The following is a 5,021-nucleotide window of genomic DNA, read 5'->3' as shown; positions in this document are numbered from 1 at the left end:
CCGGTGGGTGGCCAGTTCATCGTGGCCGTGCCTGTGGTCCCTGACCGTGGCTGACGCGGCGATTTCCCTGATATTCGCGATGCCCTTCGCTGCGGCGGCCCCGTCGGGGAAGGTCACCGACATTGCCACCAGATAATCCTCGGAATCCACCAACGCCACCCTGTACCCGCCATCAGGGGCATCCATGAGTTCAAAATAGCCGGCCATGTCTTTTGCCTCCTGTCCGGCACGTACGCGTGTGAAAAGGGACAAACCAAGTCTACTGAGCACCACCGCTCGAGGCACCCCCGGGCGTGGGGAACCCGGTGTCGCGCCGTGCCGGCATGACCGGCCCACAGACGCGCCGTGGCTCAGTCATACCTTTCCCAGCCCTCGGGTACCCACCAGGACGGAACCGGAAGTGTCGTGGACGCTCCGCATTCGGTGCAGGTAACCCGGAGGGTCGAGGGGATCTCCAGCCCCGCTCCGTCGCCGACGCTGAACGGCGTGAAGAAAGTCTGGCTTGAATCCGCGCGGGCACCACTTGCCCCGCAGCAAGGATCCTGGGGCGAAACGACCGGAGTCCGGCCCGACGCATCGGGGCGTTGCCCCGTGCTGCTTGGTGCGACCATCGTGACCACCTCGTTGCAGATTCGATGAGGTCCCGCGTGCGTCAGGGCGCCCAGATCGTCCTTGCGTACGGTTGGGCTGATGAATCAACTCTAGTCTCCCGGGCCGCGGTGCGAGGTGCAGAGCGGGCCGCCGGCAAGGAACCCTCACGTCTTCATCAACAGGCGTGAGCTCCTCCCGGATGGCGATGGTGCGACTAACCGATCCTGTCGAATGCCAAATGGAGAATCGCAGATCGCGCGTCGCACTGGACCTCTCAGGTATCGCGACCTACGCCCAGGTGGGTGCCGCCTTCTCCAACGCCATGCTCCGGACCGCGCCTTTGACCTTGCCGATGATGATGGCGGTCCAGGAAATCTGCGACCGCACCGCCCTGGCCACCGGGGACATCTTGGGCCGGCTGGCGCGCCGGAAGGTGTTGTCGTGGGCTGAGCGCGGCAACGAGAGGAAAGACCACTCCGAGCACGAGAGGCTTGTCCCTGCGCGGATTCAGACCTGAAAACAGCCCGGGAATCAGACCCCTGCGCGCAGGGGGGGTGTTGCGTGCGTCACAGTTCGTGCCTAAGCTTGCGTGGGCGGTCGCAGCGTCGCGACCGTTCCATGAACGGCAGGAGCATCATGACAGACAAGCTCAACGTCCTGGTCCGTGTGGACATCGATTGCGTCCGCGCCAAGATCGCGGCCCAAGGCCGCGTGACAACGCAAAGCCTTCAGGCTCTCTATGTGGTCGTGAAACGCGCCAACGCCCTAATGGAAGGCCTGGCCCTGGAAATCGACGTGACACGCGCCAGGGTCGAGCCAGACGCTCTCGAGCAGCTGCACGCCTGCTCGCGGTCCCACCACCTGCCCGCGCACATCGATCCGTTCCAAGCCGACTGCAGACTAAGCATCCTGGCATCCGCGGAGGCCTCCACGACCCTGAGTAAGGCAAGCCTGGCAGCCTGAACCCCGCCCATTTCCAGCCACCTCACCGCGCACGTGCACTACAGGCCTCTACCGGCCACGAACCGCGCCGTTCCAGGGCGCGCTGGTTCAGCTGATGTCAGGGTGGCTGGCCAGAATTCGTTGACATAGTCACGTATGAGTGCTACGACTTGCCCCCGAGTCACGACGCAAACTGTCCGGTAAAGGATCCCTTTCGGGCCCTCGGATTGTCCTCTCAGCGCTCCCATGCGTAGCACCACCGCACTCAGAGGGAGATGCTCCCCAGCTCACCTGAGTGTCGCCACCGTCCGTCTTCTTGACAAGGCATGCACCGTCGCCTCGTTCAGCTCATACCCGGGTCACTGGCCAGGATGTAGTCCGCCGCGGCAGGTCCGGTCATCGCCAGCCCGCTGCGGTGAACGTCGACGCCGCAGCGGCGCATGCCTGCTCCAAAGTCAGTCTCCGGGACGGGGCTGATCCCGTGGGCCAGGCACCAGCTTACGTACAGGCCGTAGAAGCTGTCCGGGCCCAGCAGGTCACCCGCCGCCCCGGGATCCCGGACGGTTGCCTCGCTGAGGAATTGTTGAAAGTGCGAGGTCAGCATGGACCACCATCTCCAATCATCGATTGTGGCGACCGTGTCTAGGGGGCTTCGAGGTTGTATTCCTGGTCGGGTGCGCGATCGATCCGGACACCGTCAGCCGTTATTTTTGCGGCCATGTCCTTCAGCCCTGGCCAGTAGCTCATTGCCCGGTCATGGTGGAGCATCGGCTTCTACCCGCGCCACACCACAGTGATGGCCTCGCCCGTGGGCACCGCGTTGATGTGCAATGACACGTCCAGGCCCTCGGGGTCACGGCACGGATCCGTGCCGGTTGCGGCGATGATGTCCTGGATTAGCTGATTCAGGGCGACGGCCATGGCCCTGCCCCAGTCTGCCGGGTGGGTACTGCTCGCCTCCACGGTCACCGAACGGACCGTCTCTGTGGCTTGAGGCTCTGTGTGCATAAGTGGTCTCCATCTGCGTTTCTGCACGGGAAGTGCACGGCCTTAAAGCGCAGACGAGACCTTCAACGAGGTCTCGGGTGGCCGCCGGAACACCTCGTTGGCCCTCCGCAGTCGGCCTTGGGCTCATTTTAGAGTCGCGGTGGCCGGGTCGTCCATCGGACGAGGGTCGGCTCCGGCACAGCGCAGTTTTGGAACAGCCGAGGCGTGCCTTGCAACAGACGCCGGTCGTGAAGGTCGTCAACCATGACCGGGAAACCGAGCGTCGACGGTCTGGACGCAAAGACTTAGGCCCTGCGTCCTCTCCTCTAAAAATGCTGGCCGTGCCAGGCGGTGGCCGGGCGAGAGCGTCCGGTGAAGGATCCCTCACCGGACAGAACCGTTGATGCAGGCAGATTGCGTCTCATGTACCCCGGGTCTCGGCAACGGTTCGATACAGCGCTAGAGCGATCTGCTGATGTGCGCGACGTAGATTCGCATGCGGTCCGGCCTCCAAATGAGCGCTTGCCATTTGCCATCCGCGAGCACGGTCAGTTTAATCCTGTCGCCTTTGCCTACAGGGCCAATCGGGCTGACGAATCGGTAGAAAACATTGAAGGGGCACACGTTTCCTGAGAGATCCTCTGCCTCCAACCTGACCGTGATGCCGCTGCGGCTACCCGTTTTCCGCGTGACGGTCGCCTCGAACTGCTGCCATTGAGCCCCGGACGCGAGCAGCTTCCGGATCCTGCCGTAGTCGGTGAGCTCATTCCAGAGCGCGAAGGCGGCCACGGCCGGGCCGATCAGGAAAAAGAGGCCAAAGATCAGGGGATCCGGATGGTTCGCATCGCTCGCCCCATCGATCCAGATGTCATGCGGATCGGTTGTGTCGACGTCGAGCGCGGCGCGGGAGCCGGGCCCGGGGCAGGGTGTTGCAGACGGCGTTGACTCTTGCAACGCCGTGCAGCGGCTGCCCACCGACGGTGTAGTCGAGGTCCAGCTGGCATCCGTCAGAGTGACGACCTGTTTCGGCTTGGGTCGTGACGGTTCCATCGGTCCTCGTGTAGCTGGCGAATGCGTGTTTAGTCCCGTCGATGACAGCCCATCCGAGCCATGCCGTGACCGAGGCGATGACCAGGACCGCAGCCGCGCGTTTTAGCCACAGCCTCCTGCGAAGCCAGCTGCCTTCCCAAACCGGGGACCGGGGCCTGGCGGTATGGATGTCCGAATACGGGTTTCCTCGGTGATCTGGACCCAGGAGCCCCCGTTGTTGTCCCGCGCACCACTCGGCGACGGGGCATCCGTCGCATGTTCATGAGCCATGCTGTCATCTTGCCGTACGCGGCAACGAACAACTCATTGCTTCGACAGGTGCGCGGGTCGACCGTCGACCCGCGCCCGTTAGACGGTCCTCTAGGGGACGCTCACGCATTGTCTCAACTTGTTGCCCAGGGTGTCTGGCTCGGGTCTGCGTTCAGGCTTCGGGAGATGCCTTTGCGGCGGAAGCAGCCATTGCCAATAACTCGCTGAGCCTGTCCTCAAAAGTCTCTTCGGCTCCGAAAAATGCCTGATCAGTCAACCGGATACCGAAGGTATCAAATGCGTGAGCCTCAATCTCGGTGCCCTGCTCGGCTGTTCGGACTCGGACTGTTATGGCAACTGGTATGTTCCTGCGACCCCATGAGAACAGATTGCCCCAGAGGCGGTACTGCCAGTTTGATCCCGTTCGTATGTCGAGGGAGTCCTCATCCTCGTGGATCCTTGCCTTCTCCGACGCAAAAACTGTGGAGATCGCCGCCAAGACCTGGTTCGGAGAGAGCGGCGACAACCACTGTTCGGTCTTCTCGAACATCGGCTTTGTTCGGCTTCCCGCTATCCCCATTGGTCTTCTCCTAGTACTAGGAATGTGACGACAGCCTAGTCTTTGGAAGCGAAAAAGGTGAGTGACCTTTCCAAAATCAGCGCCCGTAAGCCGATCCCTCAGCGGGCGGCAGCTGTCGTCAAGGCGAGAAGCCTGTCACGGAGAGGGACTGGGATGTAGGCTCCGAACATGCCACGGCCGACCTTCTTAAAGAGTGACTTCCAGCGCGTCTGGCCCGTCTAAGGACAAGCATGCGAAAGAACTTCATACTTTCCTGGCCTCAAGCGGTGGGGTTCTTGTTCATAGCAGGGACAATCATTTTCCGACCAGAATTCGATCCTTGGCGCATTGCGGTGGGTGGCCTAATTGTGGTTCTCGTAGCGGTTGGAATCGGGGTGAAGCTGTTCTATGAGCGGATCGACAGGATGACCAGAACAGTGCAAGATGAGCAATCAGGCGCGGGGGAGGACGCCCGTTAGCCGATCCTTCACCGGGCACTCGACGCTCCATCGAGCCCAGAAAGAGAACGAGTTCGCAGCGATCTCGACCACGACAGTTTGACCCCGCCATCGCGGTCAAACTGTCGGTAGTGAATTTCCGGATAGTCAGCTTCCTTAGCTGTTCTTCCCCGTGAGGTTGTGTG

The 5,021-nt window shown here is 62.1% G+C and carries 8 protein-coding genes; 2 read left to right on the top strand and 6 right to left on the bottom strand.

Annotated features, from left to right (window positions below):
• A partial coding sequence (locus AHiyo1_RS25115) for a DUF1508 domain-containing protein (protein WP_113990747.1) occupies nucleotides 1–207 on the bottom strand: 207 nt, incomplete at its 3' end.
• A gap of 622 nt (nucleotides 208–829) precedes the next feature.
• On the opposite strand from AHiyo1_RS25115, the gene AHiyo1_RS22330 reads away from it, so the two are divergent.
• Nucleotides 830–1,108, top strand: coding sequence for a hypothetical protein (locus AHiyo1_RS22330; protein WP_113990746.1), 279 nt, complete (start codon nucleotides 830–832; stop codon nucleotides 1,106–1,108).
• A 119-nt stretch (nucleotides 1,109–1,227) separates the two neighbouring features.
• Complete coding sequence (locus tag AHiyo1_RS22325) at nucleotides 1,228–1,554, top strand: hypothetical protein (RefSeq protein ID WP_059390045.1); 327 nt, start codon at nucleotides 1,228–1,230, stop codon at nucleotides 1,552–1,554.
• Nucleotides 1,555–1,876: 322 nt separating this feature from the next.
• On the opposite strand, the gene AHiyo1_RS22320 is transcribed toward AHiyo1_RS22325, so the two are convergent.
• The 5 genes from AHiyo1_RS22320 to AHiyo1_RS22305 form a co-directional block, all read right to left on the bottom strand.
• The gene (locus AHiyo1_RS22320) at nucleotides 1,877–2,137 is read right to left on the bottom strand and encodes a hypothetical protein (protein WP_059390044.1); all 261 of its coding nucleotides are present in this window, start codon (nucleotides 2,135–2,137) and stop codon (nucleotides 1,877–1,879) included.
• Between the two features lie 38 nt (nucleotides 2,138–2,175).
• Entirely contained in the window at nucleotides 2,176–2,301 is a 126-nt protein-coding gene (locus AHiyo1_RS27775) for a hypothetical protein (RefSeq protein ID WP_275937093.1), read from the bottom strand.
• A 6-nt stretch (nucleotides 2,302–2,307) separates the two neighbouring features.
• A complete protein-coding gene (locus AHiyo1_RS22315) occupies nucleotides 2,308–2,541 on the bottom strand; it encodes a hypothetical protein (protein ID WP_059390043.1) in 234 nt (77 codons plus the stop codon).
• A 438-nt stretch (nucleotides 2,542–2,979) separates the two neighbouring features.
• A complete protein-coding gene (locus AHiyo1_RS22310; protein WP_059390042.1) occupies nucleotides 2,980–3,570 on the bottom strand; it encodes a hypothetical protein in 591 nt (196 codons plus the stop codon).
• 421 nt (nucleotides 3,571–3,991) lie between these two features.
• Entirely contained in the window at nucleotides 3,992–4,369 is a 378-nt protein-coding gene (locus tag AHiyo1_RS22305; protein WP_148667711.1) for a hypothetical protein, read from the bottom strand.
• Between the last annotated feature and the right edge of the window lie 652 nt (nucleotides 4,370–5,021).

The sequence above is a fragment of the Arthrobacter sp. Hiyo1 genome, assembly GCF_001263615.2.
Lineage (GTDB): Bacteria > Actinomycetota > Actinomycetes > Actinomycetales > Micrococcaceae > Arthrobacter.
This window is presented reverse-complemented; position numbering and strand designations above follow the sequence as displayed.